Consider the following 18249-nt stretch of genomic DNA (forward strand, 5'->3'; position numbering starts at 1 on the left):
GTCGTGACGGGGTGGAGGAAAGCGGCTGGGGAACACTACCGGCCCATCGAGTCGATGGCAATGTGGGAATCGATCTTGCATCGATTTCCCCGCCCCACCTATGTTGCCAAAGTATTTTGTCGCACACCCCTCCACAAGATGATTGCGCCATGGACGGCAGTTGGAACGAAAATCGAACTCGTGTTTCGAATTCACGTCATTCACTTCTTCGTCGGCGACGCACGGGTCTTCGTCGGCAAGGCACGGGCATCACCTTCGCCGCGCTGATTCCCTTGATCGCGTCGATGGTCCTGGCCGGTTCCGGCGACCTCCGTGCCGACGAGGCGGAATGGATCTGGGCGCACGGCACGACGGCGGAACAGCCGATCGCGTTGGGCGCGCAGTGTTTTTTCCGCAAACCGATCAACCTGCGGGTGCCCGCCGAAGCCCGGATCGAGATCGCTGCGGACGACCAGTATGAATTGTTCGTCAACGGGCACGCGATCGGCACGGGCCAATCGTCTCGGACCGTCGACGAGTATGACGTCAGCGAGTATTTCGAGGTCGGACGCAACATCGTCGCGGTGAAAGTCCGTAATCGTCGCGGCGACACCGCCGCACTTGCCGCTCGCGTTTCGGTCCGGCCGGAAAATAGCGACAAGTGGTTCACCTTTAGCTCCGACGCCTCCTGGAAAACCAGCACCGACGACAGCGAGCTGTGGGAAACCGTCGTCTTCAACGATCGCTTGTGGGGATCGGCGGCGGCCTTCGGACCGCTCGGCGACACCGCCCCGTGGGATCGCGTCGAAACCGAACCCGAACGCTCCGTTGCCGCATCATCCAAACCCGCCCCATCCGCGCCTCCGACTCCACCGGCACCGGTCGCCGCCAGCACCGGCCGATCGATCATGGCGTCCGGTGGACTGGCCGGGCCAAACCAACCGAACCAAACGCCCCCTCCGGCCGCACCCACGCCCCAACAGCGGGAACGGTTTCAAATCCAAAAAGGCTTCGGCGTCCAACGCATTCTGTCCGACGACAAGATCGGATCGGTGATCGCGATGACCTTCAACGAATTCGGCCACCTGTTGATCTCCAAAGAAAACGGGCCGCTGCTGCTGGCCTATGATGACAACGACGACGGTGTCCCCGAAACGGTTCGCACGTATTGCGACAAAGTGAAATCATGCCAGGGCATTCTGGCACTCAACGGCCAAGTGTTTGTCACCGGCGATGGCCCCGAAGGCCCGGCGTTGTACAAGTTGTCCGACAGCGATCGCAACGGAACGCTGGAGAAGGTTGAAGCGATCGTCAAATTCGTCGACGCGGCCGGTCGCCCGGCACGTCCCGGTGAACACGGTCCGCACGGTTTACGATTGGGTCCCGACGGCATGATCTATGTCGCACTGGGCAGCCACGTGCAAGCGGTCGGCGAAATCGGCGACGGACAAACCTATCGCGATGCCTACGAAGGCGACTTGCTGCCGCGTTACGAAGACCCCGCCGGTCACGGCCAAGGCATCAAGGCGCCCGGCGGAACCATCGTTCGAACCAACATCGACGGCAGCGTCATTGAACGCGTCGCTGGCGGACTGCGAAACCCCTACGACATCGTCTTTCACTCCGGCGGTGCCATGTTCGTGCACGATGCCGACATGGAAGCCGACGTCGACACCGCATGGTATCGTCCCAACGCCGTCTTCGATGTCACCGAAGCGGGTGAGTTTGGCTGGCGCACCGGTTGGGCGAAATGGCCCGAGTACTATTACGACCGCCTGCCCGACATGCTCGACACCGGACGCGGCAGCCCGACCGGAGGCGTCTGCTACGAACACTACGCGTTTCCCGTCCGTTACCAAAACACACTGTTCCTGGCCGACTGGAGCGAAGGACGCATCCTGAATGTTCGTCTGAAACCACGTGGGGCGAGCTTTGTGGCCGACAGCGAAGTCTTCCTGCAAGGCCAACCGCTGAACGTCACTGACTTGGAAGTCGGCCCCGACGGCGGGTTGTATTTCTGTACCGGAGGCCGGTCGACCGCCGGTGGCGTCTACCGCGTCATCTACAAGGGCGAGGTGCCCGACCGGATGAACAAACTCGGGACGGGAATCGCCGCCGCCATCCGCCAACCGCAAGTCGAATCGGCATGGACGCGTCAAAAGATCGCCTCGATCAAAAGCGAACTCGGTGACAGCTGGAACCAACTGGTCGCCGGTGTCGCCTACAGCGATGACAACCCTCCGGACTACCGTGTCCGAGCGATGACGCTGATGCAACTGTTCGGCCCCATCCCCAGCGAAGACCTGTTGCTGGAACTCAGTCAAGCCGAAAGCGAACTCGTGCGTGCGAAGTCCGCGCTGATGCTGGGCCGAGCCCCGGGGCCGCGCGGTGAAAAACGCCTGGCAGAACTTTTGGTAGACGACGCGCCGGCAGTCCGACGGGCTGCATGTGAAGCGATGCTGCGAGGCAACATCACACCCGAGAATGTCGACGGCCTGTATGAGGTGATCGCAAGCGGTGACCGGACGCTGGCGTTCGTCGGCCGCAAGCTGCTCGAACGAATGCCCGCCGAAACCTTCCGCGACGAAGTGCTCGGCACCGACCAGACACGCGTTGCCATCGTCGGCATGCTCGCCTTGGTCGATGTCGACCACAGTGAAAAAACAGCCTTGGCGGTCTTGGAACGCTGCAGCGAAATGATGACCGGCTTCCTCAGCGATGCCGACTTCATCGATGTCCTGCGGCTCTGTCAGGTGACGCTGCATCGCAGCGGCCTGGATCCCGCAAAGGTCGCCCCGCTGGACGCACAGATTGCCGAGGAGTTTCCTGCGGGCGAACCGAGAATCAATCACGAAGTCATTCGGCTGGCCACCTACCTCAGTTCCGAATCCTTGGCCGATCGCGCGATCGAGTACCTGGAATCCGACGCGCCGCACGAGACGCGCACCCTGGTGGCGATGTGCTTGCAATCGATGTCCGACGGATGGAACGCGAAACAACGCTTCGCGATCCTCAAGTTCTTTGAAAAAGCGGCCAACCGATCGACCGCCGGCTCGCTGCCGATGTACATGACCAACGTCACCCGTGACTTTGCATCCACGCTGTCCGCCGATGACTTGCAAGCCATCTTGGAACAGGGACACGTTTGGCAGAATGCGGCCTTGGCGGCGATCTACAAGGTCAAACAACCGATCGATGCGCTCACGACCGAAACCTTGATGTCGCTGGACAAAAAGATCCGCGATGACCAAAACGGACGCGACGTCCAGCGACGCCTGCGGACCGGCATCGTCGCCTTGCTGGCTTCGTCCGAAGAGCCCGAAGCCCAAGAGTACTTGCGTGAACTTTGGCGCGATGAACCACAACGCCGTGCCGTCATCTCGATGGCCTTGGCGGTCCACCCCGAAGGCGAAAACTGGGACTACCTGGTCCGCAGTCTGAACATCCTGGACGACGAAGCCGGTGAAGAAGTCGTCGGCGCGCTGCAAAAAGTCGACGTCGCGACCGATGACCCGATGGCGCTGCGTCACCTGATCTTGCTCGGTGTCCGCGCCGAAGCAGACGAGCGGCCGTTTGAAAAAATTGAACAGCTGCTCGAACACTGGACCGGGATGGAACGCCCGGCCGGCGGAAAACAATCCATGCGTCCGTGGCAAAAATGGTACGCCAGTGTCTACCCCGATCGTCCGCCGGCTGTCTTGCCCAAGGCCGATGAATCACGCTGGGACTTTGAGCAATTGGTCACGTATCTCGATAGCGACAAGGGTCGCGTCGGAAACCCCGCCGCGGGCAAAGCGGCGTACACCAAAGCCAGCTGTGCCCAATGCCACCGCTTCGGCAACTACGGCGAATCGATCGGCCCGAGTCTGTCGGGCATCGCACGGCGATTCACCAAACGGGAAATCGTCGAATCGATCCTCTACCCGGCTCACGTCGTCAGCGACCAATACGCCAGCAAGAAAGTCCTGACCTTGGACGGCAAAATCTTTGTCGGCATGGTCAGCGAACAATCCGATGGCACGCTGGTGGTTCGTGACGCCAGGAACAACACCGCGATGATCGAAGCGTCGGAAGTGGACCAAATCCTGCCGAGCACCAGCAGCATCATGCCCAGCGGGCTGATCGATGAGCTGACGCTGCAGGAGATCAGCGACATGATGGCCTACCTGGGAGTCGTCCCCTCGGCCGAAATCGCCACCCGCCCGTAACGGAACTCGGGGAGATCGGGTGACCCACGAGACGCGACCCCGACGGGCAATGCTGCGAAGCAGTTGTTAGCGGTAGGGCGCGAGCCCTCCGGTCCGTCAGCGCGTTTCCAACGCCGAAACCGGACGGCTCGCGCCGTTCCGCTAACACCAGCAGGCAACGCTGCGAAGCAGTTGTTAGCCGCAGGGCGCGAGCCCTCCGGTCCGTCAGTGCGTTTTGACGCCGACACCGGACGGCTCGCGCCGTTCCGCTAACACCAGCAGGCAACGCTGCGAAGCAGCTGTTAGCCGCAGGGCGCGAGCCCTCCGGTCCGTCAGCGCGTTTTCAACGCCAAAACCGGACGGCTCGCGCCGTTCCGCTAACGCCAGCAGGCAACGCTGTGAAGCAGTTGTTAGCGGTAGGGCGCGAGCCCTCCGGTCCGTCAGTGCGTTTTCAACGCCAAAACCGGACGGCTCGCGCCGTTCCGCTAACACCAGCAGGCAACGCTGTGAAGCAGTTGTTAGCGGCAGGGCGCGAGCCCTCCGGTCCGTCAGCGCGTTTTCAACGCCAAAACCGGACGGCTCGCGCCGTTCCGCTAACACCAGCAGGCAACGCTGTGAAGCAGTTGTTAGCGGCAGGGCGCGAGCCCTCCGGTCCGTCAGCACGGTTTCAACGCCGACACCGGACGGCTCGCGCCGTTCCGCTAACACCAGCGGGCAACGCTGTGAAGCAGTTGTTAGCCGCAGGGCGCGAGCCCTCCGGTCCGTCAGCGCGTTTCCAACGCCGACACCGGATGGCTCGCGCCGTTCCGCTAACACCAGCAGGCAACGCTGTGAAGCAGTTGTTAGCCGCAGGGCGCGAGCCCAATGCCACCTATTCTGGACCCTATCGGGTGGCGCGGTCCCAAAAACCCGGTTTTGGCACGATTTTTGCGCCTGGCAGGTAAGTTTACACTTACTGCCTTTCTGACTGGGAATCGCCATGGTCGACCCGACGACACTCGGTGCCGATGAAGAGTCTCGCTTTGGCAAAGCCAAAGCGTTGCTGGCTGAGCTTCTTGAATTACCCAAACTACAACGGGTCTTTGAAGATCACGATTGTGCCAACGCGCGGATGGTCTATACGCAGGCCCCGACCCTCTGGCTACTCGTTTTACAACGGCTCGAAGGAGGCATCTCACTAACCGATGCCGTCGCAGATTTGCTCAAAAATCATACGGATATTTTGCCTGACAATCGAAGGGTTCAAGAGAATCGCCTTTCCGAAAACAATTCGGCCTACAACGCCGCCAGAAAAAGGATTCCGCTCGCTGTCGTGGAAGAGTTTTCCCATCGAATCTGCGATCACCTTGCTTCCCGCGCTCCCAAAGCCTTTCTCGATCGACGTGTATTCATTATCGATGGGACGACGATCACGCTTCCTCCGACCGAAGCACTTCAGAAAGCGTTCCCGCCGGCGTCCAACCAACACGGAGAGACGGTTTGGCCTATTGCGAGATTGCTGGTCGCAAATGAAATGCAGACCGGGTGCGCGTTGTTGCCGCAAGTCGATCCGATGTACGGAGCGGACAACAAAAGTGAACTTGAGCAAGCCAAGCCGATTATTGAACGACTCCCGAAACGCTCGATCGTTCTGGCTGATAGCGGTTTTGGGATTTTTAATGTCGCCCACCACTGCCAATTACATCATCAAGACTTCGTGCTGCGGCTGACCAAACAGCGATTCAGGTCGTACCGCAAGTCGGCTACGTTGGTCGACCAAGGGGACGGGTACAAGACGTTTCACTTGATTTGGCGGCCGACACCGAAGGACCGCCGAACCAATCTCGATCTTAGTAAAGACACGTCTATCGAAGTCTTTCTCCACCAAATTGAACTTGAAAATGGAGACACGCTGGAGATCGTGACGAGCCTTGAGACGGACGCTCACTCGGCCGCTGCCCTGTACGTTCGTCGCTACGATGTGGAGTTCGATATCCGCGATGTCAAAGTGACGATGGACACAGAAAACATTCGCGCCAAGAGTGTCGACACGGTGATGAAGGAGCTAATGGGATCGATCATCGCTTATAATCTTGTCGCTCAGCTACGCAAACAAGCAGCGAAATTGATTCGAGTTGACCCTCGCGAGCTCAGCTTCACGGGAGTTTGGACGACGTTCAAGCATCATCTGCTACGTGAAAAGCTTACGACCCTGGAGGAATGGAGGCTGGCTTATCACGGCGCTTTGGTGAGCGCAGCGGGCCGCAAACTTCCCAATCGAAAATTGCCTCGCAGCTACCCACGCATAGCCCACCCGCGGCGCCAAAAGACAACGAAATTCCAGAAGTCACTTCGAAGAAAAAAACAGCAGCCCGATGATATACCACCCGAATGACCACAAAGTAGGTGGCATTGGGCGCGAGCCCTCCGGTCCGTCAACGCGTTTCCAACGCCGACACCGGACGGCTCGCGGCCTGTCGATTTAGTTCCTGGGGACGGTTGATTCGATTTTGGTTCCGGACGAGGCTTTTATGGTGCTATGCGGGGCATCCAGAGTCGTTGGTAAGCGTGTTGACGGGATCGTGGCGTTCGCTTGTGGCGGATTTCGTTCGAAATGCCCCCTATCTCCCCTAGTTTGCTGTTCCGAGCGATTGTGTCGCCGCGGCGGCGCGCAGCTTCGCCAAGTAACTCATGATTTTCTTCAGATTGAATCCGGTCGCCGCCCAGCGCCATTCTTGATTCACACCTGCGATACCTCGAAGCAGGAATCGCCGCATATCAAGCGTGCTCTTGATCACGGCGAAAGGCGTTTCACCGAAATGCTGACGACGAGAGTAAGCCTCTTTGGCTGCAGGCGTTTCCATTCGCGCACGCTGCCGACGTCGCGCTCCTTCATGCTCATCATGCATCGTCTCGCGACCACGTGGCGGGCCAGGCTTGCGACCACGTCGCTTGCCCGCTCGCTTGTCCGACGAGGTCGCTTCGCTGGACTCCTGGGACGATGCCTCGCTGCTGCTTGCCTCGTCTTTTGGCTTCACGTTCTTGCGACAACGCCCAGCCAGCGTGCAGCCCTCGCATTCAAAACAGGTGTAAACCTTTCGCTGCACCGGAGAGCCGTCGCCATGCGTCGTGTTCTCGGTCGTCCGATGTGAAAGCACTTTGCCTGCCGGGCAGTAATAGCAGTCGTTCGCTTCGTCGTACACAAACGCTGCTTTGTCAAATCGTTTGGTTTGTGGATTAACCGGCAACTGATCAATCTGATCGGCGGCAACGGGCTCAGTCAAATCCGAACGCTCGGCAGGGTTGTTCTCGCGATTGGTTTCGGCAAGCGGGCCAATCAGTTCGATCTGTTTTTCCTCAGCCGCAGTGAGGTTTTTGCCCGTCGTGTAAGCCGAGTCAGCCATGACTCGCTTAATGTCAATTCCAAAGTCGTTGGCCACACAGTCGACGATGGTGGCAAATTCGTGGTGTTCGACGTTGCCGATCAAGACGTCCGCCGCAACGATCAGGCCGCTCTGCGTTTCGGTCGTCGCCATCGGAGTAAAGTTGGCTGCGTAACCACCCTCCTTATTGGGAAGAATGCGACTGTCCGTGTCAGTCTTGGGTAACTGGGCGGGGCCCTTCGTCCCATTTTTCCTGCGGACTTCGTCCATCGCATTGACCGTCTCCAGATGAGCGGCCAGTTGTGAGCGGCGTGACTTCAAGTTGGCGACGGCGGCGGGGAGGCGGTCCGCCGAAACGTCCTGGCCGATGAGATCTTCGTCGCATGCGTCGTTGACTTCGAAGGTTTCCAGGGCCTCATCAATTTGCGCGTCAAGTTCTTCGAGTGCTTTGGCTAATCGTTTGGCCGTCCAAGTCTTGTATTTGTTGGCGTCAGCCAGGATGCGTGTGCCGTCGATGCACAGTTCCGAGAGATTGGCGATCCCCAGGTTGATCGCCAGCTTGACCATTTGTTTGAAGATGCCTTTGACTGCATCACTATTGTTTCGGCGGAAGTCGCTGATCGTGCTGTGATCGATGCGGCGACCGCTGCTAAGCCAGATAAAATCGATCGAATGCTTGAGTTCGTATTCAATGTTCCGGCTGGATCGGATTCGCCGAATCATGGCAAACAGCAGGATCTTTGCCATTACGCTGGGATGGATCGGCGGCTGACCGAATCCGCCGTTGTAGGCCGCCTCCCAATCAGTCCAGTCCATCTGATCGAGAATCTCGTCGACCAAGCGAACGGGATGATCCTGAGGGATGAGTTCCTCCAGGGCGGTGGGAATGAGGACCAGTTGCCCGCGTGGTGTAGGAGCTTCCTGCCAATAGCTGGTCTTGGGTTGTCTCTGGCTCACTGGGCAAGCCTCCCTGCGTGAGAAGTGAATCGCGACGACGATCCGCCAAGAATAGCAAACATCGTGACGATGCCTACTAAGCCACCTCCCCTCGTTTTGTGGATACACTAAACCGACAGGCCGCTCGCGCCGTTCCGCTAACACCAGCAGTGCCAGCGTCGCTGGTATGCCCCCGACGGACGTCAAATCATTGACATCGCCACCCGCATCCGTCATTATAGACATGCCGACTTAATTGTGGCGTGGGTTTCAAATTCTGTGTCTTTCGAACTCGGGGGCAAGCATGGCAACCGCAACGACGCTCGTTCTGTTACTGCTGGGGAGTCAGGTTTCAGACGCTGGAAGAATCGCGAGCGTGAGCGACAGTGCGGACGAACGATTGGCTTACATGCAGAAGACGGGCTCGTCTTACCAGGTGACCGTTGGAGAAAAATCGAGCCGACAACCCGTGACGTTTCGCAGCAAGCCTGTGCTGCGATTCACCAACCCGGTCAGCGGCGTCGTTGACGGCGGGTTGTTCGTTTGGGAAGACAACGAAAAACGCCCCGTCGCTGCGGCGCAGATTTTTATCATTCCGCAAACCGATGATGTCTGGTTGCACGAATTCCAATCCCTTTCCACACGACCGTTGAGGTTTGAATACAACGGCCGTGCGGCGTGGGCGCCCGCCGAGGCCGGCGTCAGTTTCAAGCCGATTCCCGCCGCGGCAAAGCCCGCGGCGACTGAGCCGGCGCGTCTGCTGCAAATGCGCCAACTCGTCCGTCGCTTCTCGGCAAGCGATGATTTCGAAGGCGGTGACGAGGACCGGTTGCGGCTGATGACGACACCGATCGCACGCTACCGGGACCAGACGACGATCGACGGCGCCGTGTTCGTGTTCGCCCACGGCACCGACCCGGAATTGTTCGTGATCATCGAAGCACGTCCGCCCCAGGACGACCAGACAGCGACATCGGACGCCACATGGCACGTGGCGTTGGCCCCCATGACCTCTTACGCCCTGCAGGCCCATTTGGACGGAAAGCCCTACTGGAGCGTTCCTTGGCGCCAGGAGCCGATTCCCGTGACCGCAACGTTCAAAAACTTCGTCTTCCCACCGAAGCACTGAGCGGCAATCCATTTGCGGATGGTTGCTCGATCGAAAGCAACGGTCTGATTGCCTGCGGCCGGCTTAACCCGCCGAGTTGTACTGCGGCGGGGGACTGGCGATGTCGATGACTTCGGCCACCGGCAGGACGAAGATCTTTCCGTCGCCGATCTGGCCCCTCGACCCGGTCAATGCGTTGCGGCTGATCACGTTGATCACCGTTTCCAATTCGTCCTCGTGCACCAACACTTCCACCGCGACTTTGCGCAACAAGTCGACCTTGTATTCGTTGCCGCGGAACAGTGCGGATTTTCCATGTTGGCGGCCATAGCCCATCGCATCACAGACGGTGATGTCATCGAGCTGCAATTCGCGCAAGGCGTCTCGCACGGTGGAGAGTTTGGTGGGTTGGATGATCGCGACGACGACTCGCATGATGAAATCACTCAGCGGTGTATTCTAGATCGTTGGTGAACGATTCAGCGGGACGGGGAAGGGGCGTCGGGACGCACGTCACACTCTACCACGACCGGCTGCTTTCGCCGAGCCGATTCGGCCAGGGCGTCCAAGACCGTTTGAGTTCGTAACGCCAACTGATTGAATTCATCCAGTGGCTGCTGGCCGATCAGTGCTTGGATCATCCGTTGTTCTTGACGATCGGACGATTCGTGAGACTGAACCTCGCCGTTGGCGTCATGCACCCAAAACCGAGTCGGTCGTTCCGCCCAAGGCCGTGTGAAGTCGTCGCAGATGACCGACGCGTCACTGCCGGCGACTTCAAACCACTTTCGGGTCGCCGTATCGTAGCCGCATGAAAAACTGGCCGTCAGATCATCGTCAAACCAAAGCATCGCGTTGGTGCGCAGCGGCACCCCGTTCTCTTCGATGCAATCGGCAAAAACGCGGTGGGGGCTGCGACCGGCAAAGTAACACGCCAGTCCCGCGGTGTACCAACCGAGGTCTAACAAGCAGCCGCCGCCCAAGGCGGGATCCAAGCGATGCTCGCCGGACTGAAAGGGTCGATAAAACGAAACCGCGGCGGTGATGTGTCCCAACCGCCCCAGTCGCCCGCCGCTGGCGAGCGCCCGCATCTCTGCGGTTCGTCGATGGTGCAGCCAACCGGTTGCGTCCAGCCAGCGGACGCCGTGTCGCTCGCACGCTTGAGCGATCTGGTGGGCTTGGTCGGCCGAGGTCGCCAAGGGTTTCTCGCACAGGATGTGCTTGCCGGCCTCCGCCGCTCGCACGCACCACTCGGAGTGCAAAGACGGTGGCAGGGACAAGTAAACGGCATCGATGTCGTCGCGGTCGAGCAACGCTTGATAACCCTCAACTGCCGCGGGGATGCCGTATTGCGAGGCAAACCAATCCGCCCGCTCTTGCGATCGACTGGCGATCGCAGTGACGGACACCGCATCGGTCGATTGCAGATCGGCAACCAAACGACGCGTGATTCGGCCCGTGCCCATCACGCCGAAGCGGGTGGGAGCGGAGTCGGTGGGAGAAGCAGTCATCGAGACTTGGAATCCGGGGTGGGATGGTTGGCGTTAGACGCGTGCGTTTACACGAGGGTGTCTAAACAGGGACGGGGATGCCGCGCAGCAGTTCCGCCATCAGCTGTTCAACGGTGTCACGGCTGGAATTGGCGGAGAAATCATCGACGAGCACGCGGTGGGAAAGCGTGGTCACGGCCAGCGATTTGACGTCATCGGGCGTGACAAAGTCGCGTTGCTCGGTCACCGCGCGGGCCTGGCAACCGCGGTAAAAACTGAGCGCCGCCCGGGTGCTGACCCCCAACCGAAACACGTCGGTTGTCCGCGTCAGTGCGACGATTTCCAGCAGGTAGTCTTGCAGCGATTCGTCGACACGCACCGAGCGGACGGCCGCTTGCGCCGACACCACCTCGTCCGCCGTCACGACGCTCTTGATCGAATCGACGGGTTCGCCGGTGCGATGCGATTGCAACACCATGCGCTCACTGTCACGCTCGGGATAACCGATGCTCGTCCGCATCAAAAACCGATCCATCTGACTTTCCGGCAACACGTACGTGCCTTCGAATTCAAACGGGTTCTGGGTCGCGACGACGATGAACGGTTTCGGCAGGGGGTACGTGGTACCGTCCGCGGAGACTTGTCCGTCACTCATCGCTTCGAGCAACGCCGATTGGGTCCTCGGTGGAGCGCGATTGATTTCGTCGGCCAAAACCACATTGGAAAAAATTGGCCCCCGGGTGAATTGAAATTCACGGGTATCGCTGCGATAAATCGAGCTGCCGGTGATGTCGCTGGGCAACAGGTCCGGTGTGAACTGAATTCGGCTGAATTCGGTATCAATACTGCCCGCCAACGCCTTGGCGGCGAGCGTTTTGCCCACGCCGGGGACGTCTTCGAGCAGTAGGTGTTCCCCGGCCAGTAACGTCAACACGATCGAGCGAACCGCCTCGTTTTTCCCCAGAATGACCGTTTCCATGTTTTCCCGCAGCCGTCGAGCGGTCTCGTAAGCATGCTGCATCATCGATAAAACAAGATCGGGGAAGGGACGGCGAATCAGTGGTCGCCCATATTAACCCAGGTGTGACCGGTGGCGGAACCCACGGCCGAGAACGCTGCTGCCGAAATGATTTTTGGAGAAAAGAGCCCATGGCGGAGTCAATTCAACAGGCCCCGGACGAAAATCGCGACGATTCATCGACCGAACCCGATCGGCCCGCCGATGTGCCTGCGACCAGAAAGCCGAAATTGGTCAACGCTGCAATCGCGTTCGCCCTGGCCGTCGTGATCACGGCCGTGGCGCAATACTTTGCACCGTCGTTCGATCACCAGAACGCCAACTTGATCGGATTGGCCTGTCTGTCGCTCGCCTCGCTGTACGTCTTGTTTAGTTTCCATCGGTTGGAAAGCTGGTCCGGCCACCGCTGGCGAGTCCCAACCTTAACCGTGGCCGCTGTCGCGGTTTTTTGGACGACCTTTCAATTCGATGGTTTTAGCGGCGAAATGCTTCCGCTGTTCCGCTGGCGGTTCGCCAGCGAATCGCCACACGAATTGAAATCGGTCACGCCCGGCGCCGTCGACGTGGGCCAAACACAGAGCGAGCCCCCGGCGTCCGAAACGCCGACCGAGACACCGATCACCGTCGCTGCGTCGCCCCAGTTTTTGGGTCCGAATCGCAACGGCGTCTATCCCGAACGCAGATTCGCCACGCCGACGTCCGAATCCCAGGTCGATGTGTTGTGGGACCAGGGAATCGGTGAAGGCTGGTCCTCCTTCGCGGTGGCCGGCGAGCATGCGATCACGTTGGAGCAACGCGACGACCAGGAATGCTTGACATGCTATCGGCTTTCCGACGGCGAGCTGGTTTGGATGCTGCAACACGCCGGGCGCCATGAGAACCCGCTCGGCGGGATCGGACCTCGTTCGACCCCGACGATCCAGGGCGATCGAGTCTACGCGACCACCGCGACGGGGTTCTTGTGGTGTGTGGATCGATCGACCGGGACCGTGCACTGGACCGCCGACCTGTTGGAGCTGGCCGGCTGGAGCGATCAAGATGCGTTCGAGGTCGCCGCACCCTGGGGCTATGCCTGCTCGCCGCTGCTGGTCGACGGTTTGTGTGTCACCAGCCTCGGCGGCCCCGGCGTTGACCAACCCGTTCGCTCACTGGTGGCGCTGGATGCGGAATCCGGAAATGTGGTCTGGCAGGCCGGTGACGACCAACTCAGTTACGCGTCGCCGATCGTGGCGACACTCGACGGCGAACGCCAAATCGTTTCGGTCAACGAGAAAACCGTCAGCGGACATCAGATTCACGACGGATCGGTGCTGTGGACCTTTTCATGGCCCGGCTCGACCAACACCAGCGCGAATTGTTCGTCGGCGGTGACCGTCAGAGAAAATCGCGTCTTGGTCGGAAAGGGCTACGGCGGCGGCAGTGCGCTCGTCAGCGTGACCAAGGACAGTACCGGCTGGACGACGTCGGACGTGTGGCGAAGCAACCGTGTGTTGAAGACCAAATTCAATCACACCTGTGTCGTCGGCGACGTCGGCTACGCCATCGGCAACGGCTCGCTGCAGGCGGTCAACTTAGAGGACGCGACGACGTATTGGACGCAACCGAGACGAAGCCGCACCGGGCAGGGACAAGCCGTGCTGGCCGGTGACGTGTTGGTCGTCCAGGACGAAACGGGTGACCTGGTGTTCGTCGACGCGTCCATCGATGACTATCACGAATTGTTTCGCATGCCCGCACTGGACTCAAAGACCTGGAACATTCCCACCGTCGCGGGCCGCCACGTGCTGGTCCGAAACGACCGCCAAGCGATTTGTTTCCAATTGCCGGAGAAATAAAAAGTAACGCCAGCTTTCAGTTTGCAATTGGACCTGCCATCGCAAGCTGGAAGCTGACGCCACTGGGGTCCAGCCATGACGTCACCAACCGCATCTGCCGTCTCGTCGACGCCCTGGCTGTTTAGCCGGTCGGTCGACCTGATGACCTTCGGTGGCAGTGCGCTGCTGGCCCTGGCAATGCTCGGCGTCGGGGGTGTGTTTGGCTGGCTGCACCAAGACACGCCCAGCTGGACCTGGGTGGTCGCGATCCTGTTGATCGATGTCGCCCATGTTTACGCGACAGGCTTTCGCGTCTATTTCGATCGCGCCGAACTGGCACGACGTCCATGGTTGTACGCGTTGACGCCGGGATTCGCGTTTGCCATCAGCTGGGCGCTGTACAGCGAAAGTGTCGATGTGTTTTGGCGATGCCTGGCCTATTTGGCGGTGTTTCACTTCATCCGCCAACAATACGGCTGGGTGGCACTGTACCGCAACAAAGCCGGCGAAACGAATCGCTGGGGCCGCTGGATCGACACCGCAGCGATCTACTTGGCGACCGTGTACCCGCTGGTCTATTGGCACTGTCACTTGCCCCGAGAATTCTGGTGGTTTCGCCCCGATGACTTCGCGTCGTTTTCGCTGGACTGGTCGGCCTATCTGGCACCGTTCTACTGGTCCGCGATGGCGGCGTATTTCATCAAAGCGATCGGGTTGGCGGTGACGAAACGTCAATTCAACCCGGGCAAAGATCTGGTCGTGGCGACGACGGCATTGTGTTGGTACCTGGGAATCATCACGTTCAATTCTGATTATGCCTTCACCGTGACCAACGTGATCATCCACGGGATTCCCTACATGGTGCTGGTCTACTGGTACCACCAGACATCCACACCAACGCAATCACGACCGCTGCCGTCGGTGGCGATGCGACTGTCGCGGTTCATCGGATTGATTTGGATCTTGGCCTACGTCGAAGAATTGGTCTGGGACCGCGGCGTTTGGCACGAGCGGTCCTGGTTGTTCGGCGCGCCGTGGAACCTGGATTCGGTCGAGACGATTCTGGTGCCGTTGTTGGCCGTTCCGCAGATCACACACTATGTACTGGACGGCTTCATTTGGAAGCGGCGAACGAGCAGGAAGTTCGCGACGTTGGCGAGCCCGACCGGGGCCGGCTGAATCCGCCACAGGCCCTACAGCGTTTCGGTGCTCGCCCAGGACGCCGGCAATCCGTCGATCGTTTGACGCAGGATCGCAAGGATGGACGCACGGTCGTCCGAACTCAAGTGACGATACTCGTCGGAATCGTCTTGCCCGCTCAACACCCGCCACAGCCGTTCATAGACCTTCGCTTGCAGTTGCTCATCGAGCGCCGAAAATGCCGGGGAATAGATCGTGTAGCTGCAGGGAAAACGGAACAGACGCTTCTTCAGATCGAACTGTCGCAATGATTTTCCGTCGGCGGTCGTCGGGCCTTTGGCGACAAAGTCCTGCTGAAACTGATCAGAACCCTTGATCTCCGATTCCAACCTCGCTTCATCAACAAACAACAGATGGTCGACGACCAACTTGGCCGATTCATCGATCACCGTGTCCAACTGCGCCCGTTGGCCCGGTGAATCCGTCGACGTGTAGCGTGCCCGCCGCACGGCATAGTTCGCGTCGGTCAAACGATTGTGCATCTCCACCTGATGCTCCAAGACCATCAAGGCCACGATATCGCTGCCGGCGACGGGCCACCGTGAAAGGTCGAACTGGCGACGAAGGGTGTCCGCGTTCGACTCGCCCAGCGAAACGAGTTCGTCGCCATCGAGAAACGCGTTGCCCATGTGTTTCATCGATCCGTGGTGGCCGGTCACGTACCAACCGCCCCAGCGTTCTTCGAGGGGACTGGTGTGGTCGGTCACGTACGTCTCGAGCAACAAATTAATCTTGCCGCTGCTACGTGCCATGACACTTTGAACCGTGTGCACGGGGATCTTGCCGTGATCGACCGTTTTTTCATGGCAGCCCAAGCAGCGAAAGTTTTCCCGCCGCATGTACGGTCGTCGCGGAGTCATCTGGATCGTGTAGTAAACGGCGCCGAGGTTGGGGTCGGCCACCGAGATCTCCAACAACGAACTGCCGCGCACCCATCCGACGTACACTTCATCCCCAAAGTAAATCGCTCGGGGGTTGGTCGGTGAAATCCGCCCGGTCTGTAAACTGGTCTTGGAAAAGACGAGGGCTTGGGACGAAATCGGAACGTCCAACTCGCTGAGGATCGATCGCAGGTAGCCGTACCCGTCTTCATAGACCAATTCCAGCTCCCCCGAATCCACTTTGTCGATCATCGCCGTGACGCGATTGTTCCCCTTGGTTTCGGTGTAATTGATCGGCGCTTCGTCCAGACGTGTTTGGGCGTGGCACAGCGACTGGGCGGCCACGAGCAACACGAAAGCGAGAAACCGCAGCTTGATGAGGTCATGCATCGGAGGTGGGATCGATTTGAACCGAAAGGCGGGTGGGACAGCAATCCAGGGCGAGTTCACGAGCGAGTCTACGCCCCTTGGTGGGCACTCGCCAGTCTATCTTAGCGACACATCGAATGTGCGCGGACGGAAAAGGCGGCGATCACTTGGACGGGAAGCGTCCTGGAGATTCGGGGGTCGCGCACACCGGATCGGTGTGCAGACTTGATGGGTCAAAAAATTGATGGGTCAAAAAATAGGAAACCTCGACGAATCCGGTCGTCACCAACCCATTTTTTGACCAACCCATTTTTTGACCAACGCATTTTTTGACCAACCGCTCCCCGCCGCCCAAACGGCTTCGGCACGCCAACGCCATGCGTCCTCATTCCGGAAACCACTGACCTCGTGCATGCGATCGAGTCGAGCGAATTCTGTCGCGAAATTGGCCGTCTAGTTGAGAACGCTCCCTGGTCAACTTATGATGCATCCAGGCACCGCCTTCGAATCTCTCCCAGCTCTCCCACCCGATCGCTCTGGATCACCTACTGATGCGCACCGTCGTCGCCGTTCTCATCGTGGCCGGTTTCACCGTCACGTCATTCGCTTCCAATTGGCCGGAATTCCGAGGGCCATCGGGAGACGGTCATGCCGCTGACGCCAAGTTGCCCGTGGCGATCGACGAGTCGGTGGTCAAATGGAAAACACCGATCCACGGCAAAGGCTGGTCTTCGCCGGTGGTTTGGGACGACCAGATCTGGCTGACGACGGCGACCGAAGACGGGACGCGGATGTCGGTGATCTGTGTCGATCGCAACAGCGGCAAGATCCTGCACGACAAGGTGCTGCTGGAAAACGACTCGCCCGCGTTCTGCCACCCGATGAACAGCTATGCGACGCCGACGCCGGTGATCGAGGCCGGACGAGTCTACATCCACTTCGGCAGCTACCTGTCGGCCTGCCTGGAGACGTCGAATGCGGAAGTCATCTGGAAACGCGAAGACCTGGAATGTGATCACCACCGCGGCCCCGCGTCGTCGCCGATATTGCATGACGGCAAGTTATTCATCGCCTATGACGGATACGACGTTCAATATGTCGTGGCACTCGATAAAGAAACCGGCGAGACGATCTGGAAAACCAAACGCGAGATCGACTATGGCACCAACGACGGTGACCGGATGAAAGCCTATTGCACCGGCCAGGTCATCACCGTCAACGGCCAAGAACAATTGGTCTACCCCAGTGCCGTCGCGACGATCGCTTACGATCCATCCAACGGCCAACCCCTTTGGACCGCCTACCACGAAGGCATGAACGCGTCGGCCCGGCCGCTGTACGGCGAAGGGTTGGTGTTTATCACCAACGGAATGGGGTCCATGATCGCGGTCAGCCCCGATGGGAAAGGAGATGTGACGGGGACACACATCGCATGGTCGGCTACCAAGAGCGTCGCCAAGAAATCGTCCCAGTTGCTCGTCGACGGCTTGCTGTACATGAACAGCGACGACGGCGTGATCTCGGCACGCGATCCGAAGACCGGGGATGTCCTCTGGCAAGAACGGGCCGGTGGATCCTTCGCCGCCTCACCGATCTATGCCGATGGCCGGATCTACGCCTTCAGCACCGAAGGGGACATTCTGACGTTCAAACCCGGCGAGACCTACCAGGAACTGGCAAAGACGACACTCGGCGACGGATTCATGGCCTCACCGGCGGTCGTCGGAAACCAATTGATCCTCCGCAGCAAATCCGTTTTGTACCTCATCGAGCAGTAGCGTCATGCTTCATGCCAACAGGCCGGAGTAGCGGCAGGCGGCAGGTTGGACATGTTACTTACCGGCCGAAAAAATTGATTGGCCGAAAAAATTGATTGGTCAAAAAATTGATTGGTCAAAAAATTGA

At 59.3% G+C, this 18249-nt stretch carries 11 protein-coding genes; 6 read left to right on the top strand and 5 right to left on the bottom strand.

Annotated features, from left to right (window positions below; genetic code table 11):
• Positions 1–149 precede the first annotated feature (149 nt).
• Together TBK1r_RS25915 and TBK1r_RS25920 are read left to right on the top strand one after the other, a co-directional pair.
• Positions 150–4187, top strand: coding sequence for a DUF7133 domain-containing protein (locus tag TBK1r_RS25915; protein ID WP_419580400.1), 4038 nt, complete (start codon positions 150–152; stop codon positions 4185–4187).
• A 958-nt stretch (positions 4188–5145) separates the two neighbouring features.
• On the top strand, positions 5146–6540 hold the full coding sequence (locus tag TBK1r_RS25920; RefSeq protein ID WP_145207138.1) for an IS4 family transposase: 1395 nt from the start codon (positions 5146–5148) through the stop codon (positions 6538–6540).
• A 235-nt stretch (positions 6541–6775) separates the two neighbouring features.
• Here the strand turns inward: TBK1r_RS25920 and TBK1r_RS25925 are convergent, their stop codons facing one another.
• On the bottom strand, positions 6776–8485 hold the full coding sequence (locus tag TBK1r_RS25925) for an IS1182 family transposase (protein ID WP_419580133.1): 1710 nt from the start codon (positions 8483–8485) through the stop codon (positions 6776–6778).
• 355 nt (positions 8486–8840) lie between these two features.
• Here TBK1r_RS25925 and TBK1r_RS25930 point away from each other — a divergent pair, with 355 nt between their 5' ends.
• The gene (locus TBK1r_RS25930) at positions 8841–9593 is read left to right on the top strand and encodes a hypothetical protein (protein ID WP_145217524.1); all 753 of its coding nucleotides are present in this window, start codon (positions 8841–8843) and stop codon (positions 9591–9593) included.
• A gap of 63 nt (positions 9594–9656) precedes the next feature.
• Here TBK1r_RS25930 and TBK1r_RS25935 read toward each other — a convergent pair whose 3' ends face one another.
• From TBK1r_RS25935 to TBK1r_RS25945, 3 genes are all read right to left on the bottom strand, one after another.
• Positions 9657–10007, bottom strand: a complete 351-nt coding sequence (locus TBK1r_RS25935; RefSeq protein ID WP_145217528.1) for a P-II family nitrogen regulator — start codon at positions 10005–10007, stop codon at positions 9657–9659.
• Between the two features lie 44 nt (positions 10008–10051).
• Positions 10052–11083 (bottom strand): Gfo/Idh/MocA family protein, encoded by a 1032-nt coding sequence (locus TBK1r_RS25940; protein ID WP_145217531.1) that lies wholly within the window; start codon positions 11081–11083, stop codon positions 10052–10054.
• A gap of 61 nt (positions 11084–11144) precedes the next feature.
• The gene (locus tag TBK1r_RS25945) at positions 11145–12041 is read right to left on the bottom strand and encodes an AAA family ATPase (RefSeq protein WP_145223037.1); all 897 of its coding nucleotides are present in this window, start codon (positions 12039–12041) and stop codon (positions 11145–11147) included.
• Positions 12042–12211: 170 nt separating this feature from the next.
• On the opposite strand from TBK1r_RS25945, the gene TBK1r_RS25950 reads away from it, so the two are divergent.
• Together TBK1r_RS25950 and TBK1r_RS25955 are read left to right on the top strand one after the other, a co-directional pair.
• Complete coding sequence (locus TBK1r_RS25950; protein ID WP_145217534.1) at positions 12212–13915, top strand: outer membrane protein assembly factor BamB family protein; 1704 nt, start codon at positions 12212–12214, stop codon at positions 13913–13915.
• A 75-nt stretch (positions 13916–13990) separates the two neighbouring features.
• Positions 13991–15073, top strand: coding sequence for a hypothetical protein (locus tag TBK1r_RS25955; protein WP_145217537.1), 1083 nt, complete (start codon positions 13991–13993; stop codon positions 15071–15073).
• A gap of 14 nt (positions 15074–15087) precedes the next feature.
• Here TBK1r_RS25955 and TBK1r_RS25960 read toward each other — a convergent pair whose 3' ends face one another.
• Positions 15088–16365, bottom strand: a complete 1278-nt coding sequence (locus TBK1r_RS25960; RefSeq protein ID WP_145217541.1) for a hypothetical protein — start codon at positions 16363–16365, stop codon at positions 15088–15090.
• Positions 16366–16895: 530 nt separating this feature from the next.
• Here TBK1r_RS25960 and TBK1r_RS25965 point away from each other — a divergent pair.
• Positions 16896–18122, top strand: coding sequence for an outer membrane protein assembly factor BamB family protein (locus tag TBK1r_RS25965; protein ID WP_145217543.1), 1227 nt, complete (start codon positions 16896–16898; stop codon positions 18120–18122).
• Positions 18123–18249: the final 127 nt, after the last annotated feature.

It is taken from the genome of Stieleria magnilauensis (assembly GCA_007753675.1).
Taxonomy (GTDB): domain Bacteria; phylum Planctomycetota; class Planctomycetia; order Pirellulales; family Pirellulaceae; genus Stieleria; species Stieleria magnilauensis.